This is a genomic window from Streptomyces uncialis (genome assembly GCF_036250755.1).
Taxonomy (GTDB): domain Bacteria; phylum Actinomycetota; class Actinomycetes; order Streptomycetales; family Streptomycetaceae; genus Streptomyces; species Streptomyces uncialis.
Map to the genome: position 1 here is coordinate 3332638 of NZ_CP109583.1, position 15412 is coordinate 3348049.

The window sequence follows — 15412 nt, forward strand, 5'->3', positions numbered from 1 at the left end:
ACGAGGAGGAGGGTGAAGAACAACCTCAGGGGGCGCCCCCAAAGGGGCGCGGGGAACTGCGCACCCCCGTCCGACCCGCACGGGAACAAGTACGTCCAGGTGGGGAACCCCAGGGGCGCGGGGAACTGCGCACCCGACGAGCGACGGCACAGGGACAAGTCGGCCCAGCACAAGAAACCCCGGGGGCGACAGGCCCGGGTACGTGATGCAACCGACCCCCCACGGGCCGCCCGGCGTCCGGGCCCCGCGCCGTACCATCGTCCGTATGGCTACGGAAGACGCGGTGCGTGAAGCACTGGCGACGGTGAACGACCCGGAGATCCAGCGACCCATCACCGAACTGGGGATGGTCAAATCGGTCGAGATCGGTACGGACGGCTCGGTCGCGGTGGCGGTCTACCTGACGGTCTCCGGCTGCCCGATGCGGGAGACGATCACCAACAACGTGACCGAGGCGGTGGCGCGGGTCGAGGGGGTCACCCGCGTCGACGTCACGCTCGACGTCATGAGCGACGAACAGCGCAAGGATCTGGCGTCCGCGCTCCGCGGCGGCCAGGGCGAGCGCGAGGTGCCGTTCGCCAAGCCCGGCTCGCTGACGCGGGTGTACGCGGTCGCCTCGGGCAAGGGCGGCGTCGGCAAGTCGTCCGTGACCGTGAACCTCGCGGCGGCGATGGCCGCCGACGGGCTGAAGGTGGGCGTCGTGGACGCCGACATCTACGGCCACTCGATCCCCCGGATGCTGGGCGCCGACGGACGTCCCACCCAGGTCGAGAACATGATCATGCCGCCGTCGGCGCACGGCGTGAAGGTCATCTCCATCGGGATGTTCACCCCCGGCAACGCCCCCGTCGTCTGGCGCGGGCCCATGCTCCACCGAGCCCTCCAGCAGTTCCTCGCGGATGTCTTCTGGGGCGATCTGGACGTACTGCTCCTCGATCTGCCGCCGGGCACCGGTGACATCGCGATCTCGGTGGCGCAGCTCGTGCCCAACGCCGAGATCCTGGTGGTGACGACCCCGCAGCAGGCCGCGGCCGAGGTCGCCGAACGCGCCGGGTCGATCGCGGTGCAGACCCATCAGAAGATCGTCGGCGTCGTCGAGAACATGGCCGGACTGCCGTGTCCGCACTGCGGCGAGATGGTCGACGTGTTCGGCAGCGGCGGCGGACAGTCCGTCGCGGACGGACTCACCCGTACGACCGGGGCGACCGTCCCCGTACTCGGCTCCATCCCCATCGACGTCCGGCTGCGCGAGGGCGGCGACGAGGGCAAGCCCGTGGTCCTCACGGACCCCGACTCGGCGGCGGGTGCGGCGCTGCGCGCGATCGCGGGCAAGCTCGGCGGCCGTGCGCGGGGGCTGTCCGGTCTGTCGCTGGGGATCACCCCGCGCAACAAGTTCTGACGGCCGGGCGGGTCCCCCCGCCGGCCGGGTGACGGACGGCGGGCCTCCCGGACCCGGTCGCGTGACGGGCTTACGGCGGCCCGTGGGGCCCCGGGGGGACCGGGACCGCCCCGGGGTTCCGGTCCGGGGCTCCGCGGGCCTCCAGGGGCCCAGGGGTGGCACCGGAAGGGTGTCGGGGCCGGGCGGGTGCCCGGTCCGTGAGTGTTACGCGTACTCCTGGATGTCCTTGACGGCCGAGAAGCCCAGCCCGTACGCGCTCATCCCCCGCCCGTACGCGCCGAGATGGACGCCCTCGCGGGTGGACCCGGCAAGGACCCAGCCGAACTCCGACTCGCGGTAGTGGAACGGGGTGGCCTCCCCGTCCACGGGCAGGGTCAGCGAGGCCCAGTCGTCGCTGCCGAGGTCGTCCGCGAGGACCCACGCCGTGTCGGTCTGCTGCTCCAGCCAGTCGTCGCGCAGGCTGTGGTCCATCTGCGCGGGCCAGGTGACGGCGAGCAGTCCGGACCCGGCGAGCCAGGCCGCCGAGGACACCGAGGTGGCCTCCAGCACCCCCGTGCCGTCCGCGGTGCGCCGCAGCGGGCTGGCGGCGACGGTGATGACGACGGCGAACCGGTCGCGGTCCGCGCCGTCCCGGGCGTCGGCCCGCAGCGAGGGCTCGTCCCCGTGGCCGATCGAGCCGTGCTCGACCACTCCCTCGGCGGACGTACCCGCCTGGAGCAGCCACCGGGCGCCCGTGAACGCCCCGTCGAGGCCGTACCAGGGGAACGGTGCCAGCAGGAAGTTGTCGACCGTGCGGCGTGCCGACGCGGCCTGCTGCCCGCCTGCCGTCGCGGCGGGCACCTCCGTGCCCACCTGACCAGTGGTTTCCATCGCCGGACGCCTCCTCGCGCTCGTCGGACCGGAGCGGCCCGCCCCCCTCGGGCGACCTGGTGTCGGCCCGCACAACAACTAGGGAGAATAGCCACCCGCGTTCCCGGGCCCACGCCAACTGCACCGAAGTGGGGGGCAAAGCGGGCACAAACAGGCGACTGGCGGCACCGCGCGCCATCCGGACGGCCAGGGCCGCAGGACGGAAGCACCTGGAGCACCCGGGGGCACACGGCCGGGGCACGGAGAGGTCCCGCTGCCCGGGTGCGGGCGGCGGGACCGGGGTCGGATCAGGTCGCGTCGGAGTCGAAGGGCGGGCGCTCGTCCGCGTCGCGGCCGGGCTTCTTCAGCATGTCGATCCGGCCGCCGTCCGTGGCCGCCCCGGAGGACGAGCCGGACCGGCCGCCGGAGGGACCGTCGAGGAAGTCGTCGGAGGAGTCGCCCCGGTCGTTCACCGCGTCCGACAGATCGGACATCTCCTTGCGGAGGTCGAAGCTGTTGCGGATCTCCTGGAGGCCCAGCTCGTCATTGCCGAGCTGCTTGCGCATGAAGGTCTTCGGGTTGAGGTCCTCGAACTCGAAGTCCTTGAACTCGGGGCCCAGTTCATCGCGGATGTCCCGCTTGGCGCTGTCCGAGAAGTCGCGGATCTTGCGGATGGTCCGCGAGACGTCCTGGATCACCTTCGGAAGCTTGTCCGGGCCGAAGATGAGCATGCCGAGCACGGCCATCGCCAGGATCTCAAGCATACCTATGTCATTGAACACCTAGCGCTCCTTGAGATGTCCTCCGGCCCGCAGCAGGTCTTCCGTGGTCCCGGACCGCTCCCACGGTACCCGGCGACCAGGTGCGTCCGGTACTGTCCGGCCCGCCCCGGATGCGAGGTGTCTTCCCCGGCCGACGGGCGCGCCCGTCGGTCCGGTGTGCTGTTCCCCGTGTCATCCGCTCCGCGCGGAGCCGAGCACGAGTGTCACCTTCTTCTCCTGGCCGCCGCGTTCCAGGGTGAGCTGGAGCCGGTCGCCGGGCCGGTGGGCGCGGATCTTGACGATCAGCTCCTCACCGGAGTGCACCCGCTGACCGTCGACCTCGGTGATCACGTCCCCGGACCGGATGCCCGCCTTCTGGCCCGGTCCGCCGACGGTGACGGGCGGCGCGCCGTCGTTGCCCTCGGTGCCGACCCGGGCGCCGTCTCCCGTGAAGTCCATGTCGAGGGTGACCCCGATGATCGGGTGCGTGGCCTTCCCGGTGTTGATCAGTTCCTCGGCGACCCGCTTGCCCTGGTTGACGGGGATGGCGAAACCGAGGCCGATGGAACCCGACTGGCCGCTCTCCGGGCCGCCCGCGCCCTCGGCGGAGCGGATCGCGCTGTTGATCCCGATCACCCTGGCCCGGGAGTCCATCAGCGGGCCGCCGGAGTTGCCGGGGTTGATCGGCGCGTCGGTCTGGAGGGCGTCGACGTACGAGATGTCGCTGCCGTCGCCCTTCTCGCCGCCTGCCGTGATGGGGCGTTCCTTGGCGCTGATGATGCCGGAGGTGACGGTGTTGGCCAGGTCGAAGGGGGCGCCGATGGCGACGACCGGGTCACCGACCTGGACGTTGTCGGAGTTGCCGAGCGGCAGCGGCTTGAGGCCGGACACCCCGCTGACCTTGACCACCGCGAGGTCGTAGCCCGCGTCCCGGCCGACCACCTCCGCCGCGGCGACCTCGCCCCCGCTGAACGTCACCGATATCTCGCCCCCGGACCCGGCGGGCTCGACGACGTGGTTGTTGGTGAGGATGTGCCCGCGGCCGTCCAGCACGAAGCCGGTGCCGGTGCCCTGGTCGGAGCCGCCCCGCACATGCAGGGTCACCACCCCGGGCAGCGAACGCGCGGCGATCCCCGCCACGCTGTCGGGCGCCCGGCCCTCGGCCTCGGTACCGGCCTGCGGCAACTCGACCTGGACGGCGCGCCGGGCCTCCAGATTCGCCCCGACCACACCGCCGATCATGCCCGCCACCACTCCCAGCACCAGCACGCCGACCAGCGCACCGCGCCGTGCGCGGGGCTTGCCGGTGCCGTGCGGGCCCGCGCCGGTCTGCTGGAGCGGCGCCTGGGCCCATGGGTCGTACCGCCCCCAGGGACCCGGCTCCGCTCCCCCGCCGCCCGCGGGCCCGGCCGGGCCCATGTCGTGGGGCGGCGGAGCCGAGTCGTACGGGGGCGGGGACGTGTCGTAGGGCGGCGGAGCGGCGTCGTAGCCGGCCGGTGCCGGTGCCCGGTCGTAGCGGGGGGCGCCCGCGAGGGGGGTGCCGTGGCCGAGGGTGCCGGGGCTGTCCTGCGGCGGCGCTGTCACCGGTGCGGCGGGTCCCGGCACACCGTGCGCGGGGGTGCCGTGCGCGGGGGTGCCGTGCGCGGGGGTGCCGTCGGCGGGCGTGGTGGGGCCCTGGAGGGGCACACCGTGCGCCGGGGTCGTCCCGGGGTGCTGGACGGGTGGTGCGGGGGCCCAGGGGCCGGGCTCGCCGTAAGGCGGGGTGCTGTAGCGGTCGGGGTCGTGCAGGGGGATCCGGCGCTCGGGTCCGCGGTCCGTGGCGTGGCCCGCGCCCGGGTCGGACCCGGGATCGGGCGCACCACCGCCGTGCCCGTCGCCGGGCGGCCCGGCGGGGTCCGCGGGACCGGGGCGGCTCCACCACTTCGGCTTGCCCTCGTCCATCTTCTCCCCACACCCGGCTACGCGGCGGTGACCGCTCGTGATTCGTCGGCTCGGCGGCACGGGCCCTGCCGGGCGCGCGCCGTGCGGGAATTCAATCAGGTCCCATGGGTGGGGACGGAGCGGACGGCCCCGGGAAGGGGCCGCCGCCGGTCGGGCTCAGCGGGGGGACCCGGCACCGGGAGCCGCGCCGCCGGGTATCCCCGTGGTGGGCAGCGCGGAGGACGGCAGCCCCGGAAGGCCCGCCAAGGCAGGCTGCGGGGCCCTGAGCGGCCCCAGTACACCGGTGGCCGCGGACGACACCAGGGACGGCCGCTCCGGGTGCCGGAGACGGCCCTGGGGCGCCGAGCCGCCGATCGCTGGATCGTCCGCCGGGTGGACCCGGGGCGGGCGGGCATGGCCGTGCCCGGGCGGGACGAACTGCGGCAGTGGATGGAGCAGCGGCGATGCCACCGACGCACCGGCCAGCAGGGGTGCGGCCAGGGCGTGCACGGCCGCCGGTGGCGGCTGCGCTGGTGTCCCGGCCACCAGCGGGGCACCGGCGGACGCGGGGGCGACGGGTGCGGCGAGGGCGCCGCCGGTCCGCTGCCCCAGCATCGGTGCGGTGGCCCGGCGGCGGACGGCGTCCCCGGCCGGGGTGCCGCCGCCCTGGGTACGCAGCGGAGTGACGTTATTGCTGCTGGGACCGCGGGCGTCACCGCTGTCGACGGTGGCGGGGCCGGTGTTGACCCCGCCGAGGGCGATCGCGGCCAGCGAGACCGCGCCCGCCGCGGCGAAGGCGAAGCGGCGCCGGCCCCGGGCGGCGGACCGCTCGGACTCGGGCCTGCCCACGGCATGGATACGGAATCCGGGGGCAGTCGTGGGAAGGGCGGGTGCGGGCCGGGTGGCGGGAGCGAGGACGAAGGTGTCGGCGCCCATGTCGAAGAGGCCGCCGCCGAAGGCGTCGCGCTCATGCCTGGGGCCGCCGGGGCCTCCCGGACCGCCGGGATCGCCGGAACCGCCGCCGGGCAGGCCCTGAAGGCGTGCCAGGAAGCTCTCGGAGGGGGGCGGGGGCGCCGCTTCGGCGAAGACGTTCTTCAGCCGGCGCTGGGCGTCGGCCTCGGCCTTGCAGCGGGCGCAGGTGGCTAGATGGGCGAGGACCCGGTCGCGGGAGTCATGGCCCAGTTCGCCGTCGACGAGGGCGGCGAGCCGGTCCCCGAGGTGCTGTTCGACAGGTGTCGGACGTGATCCGGTCACGCGGGCGCGCCTCCTCCTCCCAGCACGGGGACACCGGAGGCCACGGGGGCGCGGCGCTCGGCGCGCGCGTGCGGCGACCGGTGCTGAAGGGCCTTGCGCAGCTGGGAACGGCCGCGGTGGATACGGCTGCGGACCGTACCGAGCTTGACGCCCAGGGTCGCGGCGATCTCCTCGTACGACAGGCCCTCGATGTCGCAGAGGACCACGGCGGCACGGAACTCCGGCGCGAGGGTGTCCAGCGCCTGCTGGACGTCCGCGTCGAAGTGGGTGTCGTTGAAGACCTGCTGCGGCGACGGCTCGCGGCTCGGCAGCCGCTCGGCGGCGTCGTCCCCGAGGGAGTCGAAGCGGATGCGCTGCCTTCGCCGCACCATGTCCAGGAAGAGGTTGGTGGTGATGCGGTGCAGCCAGCCCTCGAAGGTGCCGGGCGAGTACGTGGACAGCGAGCGGAAGACGCGGACGAAGACCTCCTGGGTGAGGTCCTCCGCGTCGTGCTGATTGCCCGTGAGGCGGTAGGCAAGGCGGTAGACACGGCCGCTGTGCGTGCTGACGATCTCCTCCCAACTGGGCGGAGTCCACGTCTGTGCGTCCGCGTCGGCGGTGAAGGTCGCTGTCTGTGCGGACTGGGCAACGTGGTCAGCGGTGTCGGTCACGGATTTCGGCTCACCCACCGCTCTGAAGAGGCGCCGCAGCACTCCTCCCCTGTCCGCGGGCGCAGCCGCACCTCCCCTATCGGCTCTGGTGGTGTCCAGTGGAGCCCCTACCATAGCCACCTCGCCCGTTAGCTCCGGATAAGCAGTTTTACGTGAATTTGGTACGCGCTTCAGGTCTTGCGTCAGCACTTGCCGGCCGAGCCCGTCCATTCCTCGCCCCCTTGTCCGGTGAATCCCCTCCCGGAGCCTTCCCCTGCCCTTCTTAACGCGCGGTCCCATCTGCGGGTTCCCGGCGGCAGCGGATACAGTCACGGCCAGACATCCCAGGGGGACAGGAGAGGGTCATTACCGGCAACCGGCAGACAGGCTTGGCCTTCGCTGACGCCTTTGTCGCCGAGGAGGAGGCGGTGCACTGGGCCCGTGACCGGGCCCGGGAGTCCGCGCTCCGCCCGGTGTCGCCCTCCACCGGCGCCGCGCTGCGGATGCTCGCCGCGACGGCCGGCGCCAAGGCCGTCGCCGAGATCGGCACCGGTACCGGGGTCTCCGGGATCCATCTTCTGCACGGGATGCGGCCCGACGGGGTGCTCACCACCGTCGACCCCGAGCCCGACCGCCAGCAGCTCGCGCGGCAGGCGTTCCGTCTCGCGGGATTCGCCACCAACAGGGCCCGCTTCATCCCGGGCCGGGCGCTGGATGTGCTGCCGAGGCTCGCGGACAGCGGATACGACCTCGTCTTCTGCGACGGCGACCGTATGGAGTGCGTGGACTACCTCGCCGAATCGTTGCGGCTCCTGCGCCCCGGCGGCCTGGTGTGCTTCGAGGGCGTCTTCGCGGACGGCCGGACGGTGGACTCGGGTCCGCAGCCGATGGAGGTACTGCGGCTGCGGGAGCTGGTCCGGGCGGTGCGGGAGAACACGGAGCTGGTGCCCTCGCTGCTGCCGGTCGGGGACGGGCTGCTCTGCGCGGTCAAGCGCTGAGCGCAGCTGCGCGGTGCGGTGCGGTGCAGCCCGGGTTGCGCCGGGATGGTCACGGCAGCCGGGTTCCGCTTCCGGGTGACGGTTCCGCTTCCGCTTCCGCTTCCGGGTGAACACGTCCCTGGTGACCGGTGCCCGTGCGGATGAGGTGCTCGTACCTTCCGGGCCTCCGTACGGGACCCCCGACGAGTGACCTGTCAGGACCCGCCGGGACCCACCCACCGGAACGGTCCCCGACTCCTTCGACACGGAGAGTCACGGCCGACGCCTCCCCCGGCACCCGCGCGGCGGACGTGTCGCATCCCACACCGGCGTGACGTCGGCGGACACAGCAGTGCCCCGGCACCGCGTACGATGCCGGGGCAACTGGGAAAGCCGAACAAACGCCAGGACGGCTTCCTCTGTTAGCCGACGACCTTCTTGAGGGCGTCGCCAAGAGCGCCCGCCTCGTCCGGCGTCAGCTCTACGACGAGCCGACCGCCGCCTTCGAGCGGAACGCGCATGACGATGCCCCGCCCCTCCTTTGTCACCTCGAGCGGGCCGTCGCCCGTCCGCGGCTTCATGGCCGCCATGCTCGTTCCCCTTCCTGAAACCAGCTCATCGTCAGCCGACGACAGCCCTATCGCAGGGCACGCGTCCGGCATCGAACACATTGCTTCCCAGCCATTATCCCGCATGTCGGGACCCGATGACCAACATCGGTCGGCATCGCTTGGGCAACGTGCGCCCGCAAAACCACTCAATTCGGCGGTGTGACCGCGTTACTTCGCCTCAGTCCCGGGTACACGAGGCCCAGAATTCTTTGATGCAGGTCACATACGGATGCCCGGCGATCTCCGCCATGCTGTGCTCGGACCGTGCTGAGTGAACGTACCGCACATGACCGCGTGTGCCCGCAGCCCAAAGCCGGAGGGACCCCCGCCATGGCCGACACCGTGCTCTACGAGGTGAGCGACGGACTCGCGACGATCACCTTGAACCGCCCCGACGCGATGAACGCGCTCGACACCGTGACCAAGGTCGCGCTGCGGGACGCCACCGAGGAAGCCGCGGCCGACCCGGCGGTCCGCGCGGTGCTGCTGACCGCGGCGGGCGACCGGGCGTTCTGCGTGGGGCAGGACCTCAAGGAGCACATCGGGGTGCTCGCGGCCGCCAGGGAATCGGGCTCCGGGCAGACCATGAGCACCGTCCGTGAGCACTACAACCCGGTACTGCGGGCACTGACCGGGATGGCGAAACCGGTGGTGGCGGGGGTCAACGGGGTCGCGGCGGGGGCGGGATTCGGCTTCGCGCTCGCCGCGGACTTCCGGGTGGTCGCGGACACGGCGTCGTTCACCACCGCGTTCGCCGGGGTGGCGCTGACCGCCGACTCCGGGGTGTCGTGGACGCTGCCCCGGGTCGTGGGTCCCGGCCGGGCCGCCGACCTGCTGTTCTTCCCCCGCTCGATCAAGGCGGCGGAGGCGTACGAGCTGGGAATCGCCAACCGGGTGGTCCCGGCGTCGGACCTGGCGGCCGAGGCCCGGCGGGTGGCCCTCGGACTGGCGCAGGGGCCCACGGTGGCGTACGCGGCGCTCAAGGAGTCGCTCGCGTACGCCCAGTCGCACTCCTTGGCCGAGACGCTCGCCAAGGAGGACGAGTTGCAGACCCGGGCCGGGGCGTCTGAGGACCACACGATCGCCGTGGCCGCGTTCGTCGACAAGGTGAAACCCGCGTTCGTGGGCCGCTGAACCGGCCGTCCCGCGGACCGGCGGGGCCTACCCGGCGCCGCGGGCGAAGCAGTCGCTCAGATGGTCGTCCACGAGGCCGCAGGCCTGCATCAGGGCGTAGGCCGTCGTGGGGCCGATGAAGCGCAGGCCGCGCTTCTTCAGCGCCTTGGACAGGGCCGTGGACGCGTCGGTGACGGCCGGGACGTCGCTGAGGGTACGCGGGGCCGGACGGGTGGCCGGGTCGGGGGCGTAGGACCAGACGAACCGGTCCAGCTCCCCCTCGGGCCACTCGGCGAGGAGCCGGGCGTTGGCGAGGGTCGCGTCGATCTTGGCGCGGTTGCGGATGATCCCGGGGTCGGCGAGCAGACGTACGGCGTCCGCGTCCGTGAACCGTGCCACCTCGGCGATCCGGAACCCCGCGAAGGCGGTACGGAAGCCCTCCCGGCGGCGCAGGATCGTGATCCAGGACAGCCCGGACTGGAACGCCTCCAGGCACAGCCGCTCGAACAGCGCGTCGTCGCCGTGGACGGCACGGCCCCACTCGTCGTCGTGGTACGCGATGTAGTCGTCGGCGGACAGTCCCCAGGGGCAGCGCGGACGGCCGTCCGGGCCGGGCACCGCGCCGCCGTCGTCAGCCGTCATCGCTCCTCCTCCGTCACGGGCCGCTCCACGGCCTTGGTGAGTACCGGCCGGTACTCCGCGTGCCCGGTGGGGTCGGCGGGGTCCTGGCGGCGGGCGTACGCGTCCGAGAGCGCGCTCTCCAGTTCCTGGATACGGGCGTCGCGCTCGGCCAGCTCCGCGCCGAGCCGCCCGAGCGCGTCGTCGACCTCGGCCATGCGGTAGCCGCGCACGGCGAGCGGGAACCGCAGCGCCTCGATGTCATCCCGCCCGACCGGACGGTCCGGGGGCAGGGGCTCGGCGTACCGCTCGGGTTCCGCCTCCGGCAGCGGACCGCTCTCGCCACCGCCCACGACGGCGAGCGTCACCGCGGCGACCACGACGACGAGCGCGATCAGCAGGAACAAGAACATGACCATCTCGGCGGTCCCCACGTCCGGTGGCCGGCCCGACCGGACCGGCGCGAAGAATGTCAGGCTCCGATCGTGCCATGCGCCTGTGACGGTTAAGGTCGCAGGCGACCCATCGGCACCACTTACGACCGTACTTCGGAGGGACACAGGGGATGCTCAGGCTGGGCAGGCGCGAGTTCGACGCGCACGAGCCGGTGATCATGGCGATCGTCAACCGCACCCCGGACTCCTTCTACGACCAGGGGGCCACGTTCCACGACGAACCGGCGCTCGGCCGGGTGGAGCAGGCGGTCGCCGAGGGGGCCGCGATCATCGACATCGGCGGCGTCAAGGCGGGCCCCGGCGCCGAGGTCACCGCCGAGGAGGAGGCCCGCCGCACGGTGGGTTTCGTGGCCGAGGTACGGCGCCGGTTCCCCGACGTGATCATCAGCGTGGACACCTGGCGGCACGAGGTCGGCGCGGCCGTGTGCGAGGCGGGCGCGGACCTGCTGAACGACGCGTGGGGCGGGGTCGACCCCAAGCTGGCGGAGGTGGCCGCGCGGTACGGGGTGGGGCTGGTCTGCACCCACGCGGGCGGGGCGGAGCCCCGGACCCGGCCGCACCGCGTCGGGTACGACGACGTGATGGCGGACATCCTGCGGGTCACCGTGGGGCTGGCCGAGCGGGCGGTGTCCCTCGGGGTGCCGCGCGAGTCCGTGCTGATCGATCCCGGGCACGACTTCGGGAAGAACACCCGGCACTCGCTGGAGGCCACGCGGCGGCTCGGGGAGATGGTGGTCACGGGGTGGCCCGTGCTGGTGTCACTGTCCAACAAGGACTTCGTCGGGGAGACGCTGGACCGGCCCGTCAAGGAGCGGGTGATCGGGACGCTGGCGACGACCGCGGTGTCCGCGTGGCTGGGGGCGCAGGTGTATCGCGTCCATGAGGTCGAGGAGACCCGGCAGGTGCTGGACATGGTCGCGACGATCGCGGGCCACCGGGCCCCGGCGGTCGCCCGCCGCGGCCTGGCGTGACGCCTTCGCTTGCGCTTTTGAGGTCTTCCCGGGTGGGCGCGCTTGTTCCCGTGCGGGTCGCTCGTGGGGTGCGCGGTTCCCCGCGCCCCTGGGTCTGTCCGGGTGGGCGCACTTCGTTCCTGTACAGGTCGTCCGTGGGTGCGCAGTTCCCCGCGCCCCTGGGTGGCGCCCCCCTTGCCGTCGCTCTTCGGGTGCGGGTCCGCCCTCGTCTTTTGCGCGGTTCCCCGCGCCCCTGGGTCTGTCCGGGTGGGCGCACTTGTCCCTGTGCCGTCGCTCGGTGGGTGCGCAGTTCCCCGCGCCCCTTTGGGGCTGTCCGCCATGCGGGTCCTTCGCTTGTGGACCCCCCTTCCTCCCGCAGTCGCGCTGCTGCGGGAGGGGGTGGGCGGGAATCTCTGCCCGCAGACTCCGATGCTCTTCAGTAGGACCACAGGGACGTCGTACCGAGCGCGTTGGAGCGAGGACGGAGAATCCCGACCGGCACCGACCCGAAGAACCCACAGGACGCGCCCCAAAGGGGCGCGGGGAACTGCGCGAAGGCGAGGGCCGACCCGCACCCTAAGAGCGACCGCAAGGGGGCAGCATCCAGGGGCGCGGGGAACTGCGCACCCCACGAGCGACGGCACAGGAACAAGCGCGTCCACCCGGACGGACCTCGGAAGCGCAAGCGAAGGCGACCCGCACAGGGAACAGGTACGCCCAGCCGGAGGGACCTCGAAAGCGCTAGCGAAGGCGGCTAGCCGGAGACCTCCTTCGTGACCATCTGGACGGCCTCCTCGACACTGTCGGTGACATGGAAGAGCAGCAGGTCCTTGTCCGCCGCCTTGCCGCTCGCGACCACCGTGTCGCGGAGCCAGTCGACGAGCCCGCCCCAGTACGCGGAGCCGAACAGCACGATCGGGAAGCGGGTGACCTTCCGGGTCTGCACCAGTGTCAGCGCCTCGAAGAGTTCGTCGAGCGTCCCGAACCCGCCGGGCAGCACCACGAACCCCTGGGCGTACTTCACGAACATCGTCTTGCGGACGAAGAAGTAGCGGAAGTTCACGCCGATGTCGACATGCTCGTTGAGCCCCTGCTCGAAGGGCAGCTCGATCCCGAGCCCGACGGAGATGCCCTGGGCCTCGCGCGCGCCCTTGTTCGCGGCCTCCATCGCGCCGGGGCCGCCCCCGGTGATGACCGCGAAGCCCGCGCCGACCAGCGCCTTGCCGATCTGCACCCCGGCCTCGTAGTCGGGCGTGCCGGGCCGGGTGCGGGCGGAGCCGAAGACGCTGATGGCGCTCGGCAGTTCCGCGAGCGCGCCGAAGCCCTCGACGAACTCGGACTGGATGCGCATGACCCGCCAGGGATCGGTGTGCACCCATTCCGAGTCACCCTCGGTGTCCAGCAGCCGCTGGTCGGTGGTGCCGGGCTGGATCTGCTCGCGCCGACGCACCACGGGCCCGAGTACCTGCTCCTCCGGCGGTCCCTGTGCTTCCGGAATGCCCATAGAACTCCCCTTCCACTGACGGTCTTGCGACTTCAGCCTAGATCCACCGGGGTGGCGAACGGGGCAATGCCGGATGTCCGGCGGGAGTCACACGCGGTTACGGGCGGGTGGACGGGCCGGACCGGGGCGGTCAGGAGGTGAGCCAGACCCGCAGCCGGTCCTCCGCCGCGAGGATCTTGCCGGTGTCCACCCGCTCGTCCCGCTTGTGCGCGAGGTGCGGGTTGCCGGGCCCGTAGTTCACCGCGGGCACGCCCAGCGCGCTGAACCGCGACACATCCGTCCAGCCGTACTTGGGCTGCGGGGTGCCGCCCACCGCCTCGATGAAGGCACGGGCCGCCGGGTGCGACAGCCCCGGCATCGCGGCGCCGCTGTGGTCGTCGATCACGAACTCGTCGATCCCGCAGTCCGCGAAGACCTCCCGCACATGGGCGAGCGCCTCGTCCTCCGTGCGGTCCGGGGCGTAGCGGAAGTTGACGGTGACGGTGCAGAGGTCCGGGATGACGTTCCCGGCGACGCCGCCCTCGATGCGTACGGCGTTCAGCCCCTCGCGGTACTCCAGCCCGTCGATGACCGGGTAGCGGGGCCGGTAGCCGGCGAGCCGGGCGAGGATCGGGGCGGCGGCGTGGATCGCGTTGGAGCCGAGCCATGAGCGCGCGGAGTGGGCGCGTTCGCCGCGGGTGCGCAGCAGGACCCGCAGGGTGCCCTGGCAGCCGCCCTCGACCTGCTGGTCGGAGGGTTCGAGGAGGACCGCGAAATCGGCCTCCAGCCAGCTCGGGTGGGCCGCGGCGAGGTGCTTGAGCCCGTTGCGCTCGGCGGCGACCTCCTCGTTGTCGTAGAACACGAAGGTGAGGTCGCGGTTGGGCTCGGTGACGGTGCGGGCGATCCGCAGCTGCACGGCGACACCGGACTTCATGTCGCAGGTGCCGCAGCCCCACAGGACGCCGTCCTCGTCGAGGCGGGAGGGGACGTTGTCCGCGATGGGCACGGTGTCGATGTGCCCGGCGAGCACGACGCGCTGCGCGCGGCCGAGTTCCGTGCGCGCGACGACGTTGTTGCCGTAGCGGTGGACCGTCAGGTGCGGGAGCGCGCGCAGGGCCGTCTCGATCGCGTCCGCGAGGGGCTTCTCCGTGCCGCTCTCGGACGGGATGTCCACGAGCCGGGCGGTGAGCTGGGCGGCGTCCTGGTCGAGGTCGAGGTCCAGGACGGGCGCGGGGCGCTCCTGGGACGACGGGGTTGCGGCGGGTGCGGTGCGGTCCATGGCTCCGACCCTAATACCCCGAACCGGGGGACGAACAAGGGCGATCCGGGCATTCCCCTTCGTCCGGGCGGGCGTCGGCCCGGGAAACCGCCTTCCGCCGCACCCCGTTTCGCCGGGTGGCTCCAGTAACGTGGACGTGTGTCCGAACCCACCCGCCCCGTACGGCGCGGCCGCCTCCTGAGACTCGGGGCGGCCGTGGTCGTCCTGCTCGCGGTCGCGGGCTATGTGGTGACGCACTACCTGACCGGTGGGCGGGGCGCCGCGCGCTGTGTGGTCGTGTCCGGGATGGGTGACGGGGCGTCCTACGAGTTCTCGTCCGACCAGGCGGTCAACGCGGCGACGATCGCGGCCGTCGGCACCGCGCGCGGGATGCCCGAGCGGGCGGTGACGATCGCGCTGGCGACCGCGCTCCAGGAGTCCGGGCTGCGCAACATCACGCACGGCGACCGGGACTCGGTCGGACTGTTCCAGCAGCGGCCCTCGCAGGGCTGGGGCACCGCGGAGCAGATCCAGGACCCGGTGTACTCGGCGGCCGAGTTCTACCGGCATCTGGACGAGGTGGCGGGCTACTCGCGGCTGCCGCTGACGGTCGCGGCCCAGCGGGTGCAGCGCAGCGGCTTCCCGCAGGCGTACGCGAAGCACGAACCGGACGCCACCCTGCTGTCGGCCGCACTGACCGGCCGCTCCGAGGCGTCACTGACCTGCGAGGACGGCGACGCGGTCCGCGCCGCCTCACCGTCGGCGGTACGCACCGCGCTGGTACGGGACTTCGGGCGCGGGGTGCTCCAGCCCGCGGGCGCCACGGTGGCGGGCGAGGACACTCCCCCGGCGTCCGCGGCTCCTTCGCCGCGCATGGGGGGCCGGGCGCTGCTGGTGCCCGTACCGCGCGGCCAGGAGGACGGGCGCGGGAGCCGTCAGCGGGGCTGGGAGCTGGCGCACTGGGCGGTGGCGAACGCGGCGGCGCTCGGGATCGACAAGGTCTCCTACGCGGGCCGGGAGTGGACGGGCGACCGCTGGCGCGACACCGGTGCGGGCGCGGCGGGGCGCGGGCCGGATCAGGTCCGAATCGTCACTGGACAGTAGCCCCGCGGCTCACCCACCAGGGGGACACGGT

Annotated in this window: 15 protein-coding genes; 5 read left to right on the forward strand and 10 right to left on the reverse strand. The window is 72.8% G+C overall.

What is annotated here, in order from left to right; translation table 11 throughout:
- Positions 1 to 265 precede the first annotated feature (265 nt).
- Positions 266 to 1399, forward strand: coding sequence for an Mrp/NBP35 family ATP-binding protein (locus OG711_RS13535; protein WP_073785588.1), 1134 nt, complete (start codon positions 266 to 268; stop codon positions 1397 to 1399).
- Between the two features lie 204 nt (positions 1400 to 1603).
- Here the strand turns inward: OG711_RS13535 and OG711_RS13540 are convergent, their stop codons facing one another.
- The 5 genes from OG711_RS13540 to sigE all read right to left on the reverse strand — a co-directional run bounded on the left by OG711_RS13540 (position 1604) and on the right by sigE (position 6947).
- Positions 1604 to 2269: a hypothetical protein gene (locus tag OG711_RS13540; RefSeq protein WP_073784646.1), complete on the reverse strand. Its 666-nt coding sequence runs from the start codon at positions 2267 to 2269 to the stop codon at positions 1604 to 1606.
- A 287-nt stretch (positions 2270 to 2556) separates the two neighbouring features.
- A complete protein-coding gene (locus tag OG711_RS13545; RefSeq protein WP_073784644.1) occupies positions 2557 to 3030 on the reverse strand; it encodes a sec-independent translocase in 474 nt (157 codons plus the stop codon).
- A 171-nt stretch (positions 3031 to 3201) separates the two neighbouring features.
- Positions 3202 to 4950, reverse strand: a complete 1749-nt coding sequence (locus tag OG711_RS13550; protein ID WP_329559343.1) for a S1C family serine protease — start codon at positions 4948 to 4950, stop codon at positions 3202 to 3204.
- Positions 4951 to 5106: 156 nt separating this feature from the next.
- On the reverse strand, positions 5107 to 6183 hold the full coding sequence (locus OG711_RS13555; RefSeq protein ID WP_329559344.1) for an anti-sigma factor family protein: 1077 nt from the start codon (positions 6181 to 6183) through the stop codon (positions 5107 to 5109).
- Complete coding sequence (gene sigE / locus OG711_RS13560; RefSeq protein WP_178390943.1) at positions 6180 to 6947, reverse strand: RNA polymerase sigma factor SigE; 768 nt, start codon at positions 6945 to 6947, stop codon at positions 6180 to 6182. Before sigE ends, OG711_RS13555 begins: the two co-directional genes overlap by 4 nt.
- Positions 6948 to 7153: 206 nt before the next feature.
- Here sigE and OG711_RS13565 point away from each other — a divergent pair, with 206 nt between their 5' ends.
- Positions 7154 to 7810 (forward strand): O-methyltransferase, encoded by a 657-nt coding sequence (locus tag OG711_RS13565; RefSeq protein WP_079184343.1) that lies wholly within the window; start codon positions 7154 to 7156, stop codon positions 7808 to 7810.
- 401 nt (positions 7811 to 8211) lie between these two features.
- Here the strand turns inward: OG711_RS13565 and OG711_RS13570 are convergent, their stop codons facing one another.
- Entirely contained in the window at positions 8212 to 8379 is a 168-nt protein-coding gene (locus tag OG711_RS13570; protein WP_069086806.1) for a DUF3117 domain-containing protein, read from the reverse strand.
- A 351-nt stretch (positions 8380 to 8730) separates the two neighbouring features.
- Here OG711_RS13570 and chcB point away from each other — a divergent pair, with 351 nt between their 5' ends.
- Entirely contained in the window at positions 8731 to 9534 is an 804-nt protein-coding gene (gene chcB / locus OG711_RS13575; protein WP_073784634.1) for a 2-cyclohexenylcarbonyl CoA isomerase, read from the forward strand.
- 27 nt (positions 9535 to 9561) lie between these two features.
- On the opposite strand, the gene OG711_RS13580 is transcribed toward chcB, so the two are convergent.
- Complete coding sequence (locus OG711_RS13580; protein WP_266508127.1) at positions 9562 to 10155, reverse strand: DNA-3-methyladenine glycosylase I; 594 nt, start codon at positions 10153 to 10155, stop codon at positions 9562 to 9564.
- Complete coding sequence (locus OG711_RS13585; RefSeq protein ID WP_073784630.1) at positions 10152 to 10550, reverse strand: DivIVA domain-containing protein; 399 nt, start codon at positions 10548 to 10550, stop codon at positions 10152 to 10154. The genes OG711_RS13580 and OG711_RS13585 overlap by 4 nt, the downstream gene beginning before the upstream one ends.
- A 146-nt stretch (positions 10551 to 10696) precedes the next feature.
- Here OG711_RS13585 and folP point away from each other — a divergent pair, with 146 nt between their 5' ends.
- A complete protein-coding gene (gene folP / locus OG711_RS13590; RefSeq protein WP_073784628.1) occupies positions 10697 to 11557 on the forward strand; it encodes a dihydropteroate synthase in 861 nt (286 codons plus the stop codon).
- 733 nt (positions 11558 to 12290) lie between these two features.
- On the opposite strand, the gene OG711_RS13595 is transcribed toward folP, so the two are convergent.
- The gene (locus OG711_RS13595) at positions 12291 to 13040 is read right to left on the reverse strand and encodes an LOG family protein (RefSeq protein WP_073784626.1); all 750 of its coding nucleotides are present in this window, start codon (positions 13038 to 13040) and stop codon (positions 12291 to 12293) included.
- A gap of 130 nt (positions 13041 to 13170) precedes the next feature.
- A complete protein-coding gene (gene dapE, locus OG711_RS13600) occupies positions 13171 to 14298 on the reverse strand; it encodes a succinyl-diaminopimelate desuccinylase (RefSeq protein ID WP_329559345.1) in 1128 nt (375 codons plus the stop codon).
- A 138-nt stretch (positions 14299 to 14436) separates the two neighbouring features.
- Here dapE and OG711_RS13605 point away from each other — a divergent pair, with 138 nt between their 5' ends.
- Positions 14437 to 15381, forward strand: coding sequence for a heavy metal transporter (locus tag OG711_RS13605; RefSeq protein WP_329559346.1), 945 nt, complete (start codon positions 14437 to 14439; stop codon positions 15379 to 15381).
- Positions 15382 to 15412: the final 31 nt, after the last annotated feature.